Here is a 790-nt window from a genome sequence, read left to right as displayed (position 1 = left end):
AGTCGTAACAAGGTAACCGTAGGGGAACCTGCGGTTGGATCACCTCCTTACCTTAAAGAACCTGCCTTTGCAGTGCTCACACAGATTGTCTGATGAAAAGTAAATAGCAAGGCGTCTTGCGATTGAGACTTTACGTCCCCTTCGTCTAGAGGCCCAGGACACCGCCCTTTCACGGCGGTAACAGGGGTTCGAATCCCCTAGGGGACGCCACTTGCTGGTTCGTGAGTGAAAGTCACCGGCCGTCATATCTCAAAACTCATCTTCGGGTGACGTTTGAGATATTTGCTCTTTAAAAATCTGGATCAAGCTGAAAATTGAAACGACACATCTTAATGGTGTGTTCGAGTCTCTCAAATTTTCGCAAGTCGACGATGTATCGAAAGAAACATCTTCGGGTTGTGAGGTTAAGCGACTAAGCGTACACGGTGGATGCCCTGGCAGTCAGAGGCGATGAAGGACGTGCTAATCTGCGAAAAGCGCCGGCGAGGTGATATGAACCTTTGACCCGGCGATGTCCGAATGGGGAAACCCAGTGCAATTCGTTGCACTATCGTTAACTGAATACATAGGTTAACGAGGCGAACCGGGGGAACTGAAACATCTAAGTACCCCGAGGAAAAGAAATCAACCGAGATTCCCCCAGTAGCGGCGAGCGAACGGGGAGCAGCCCAGAGTCTGAATCAGCTTGTGTGTTAGTGGAAGCGTCTGGAAAGTCGCACGGTACAGGGTGACAGTCCCGTACACGAAAGCACACAGGCTGTGAACTCGAAGAGTAGGGCGGGACACGTGG

The 790-nt window shown here is 51.0% G+C and carries 1 tRNA gene and 1 rRNA gene; both read left to right on the top strand.

Features of this window, described 5'->3' with window-relative positions:
* Positions 1-134 precede the first annotated feature (134 nt).
* Positions 135-210 (top strand) — tRNA-Glu (locus ACMWLG_RS25855).
* A gap of 192 nt (positions 211-402) precedes the next feature.
* A 23S ribosomal RNA gene (locus tag ACMWLG_RS25850) occupies positions 403-790 on the top strand; the annotation flags it as partial.

Source organism: Enterobacter sp. 01-M-02-SI-ECC (assembly GCF_047530595.1).
Taxonomy (GTDB): Bacteria; Pseudomonadota; Gammaproteobacteria; order Enterobacterales; family Enterobacteriaceae; genus Enterobacter; species Enterobacter cloacae_M.
The sequence above is the reverse complement of the archived record's forward strand: the minus strand, read 5'-3'. Positions and strand labels throughout refer to the sequence as shown.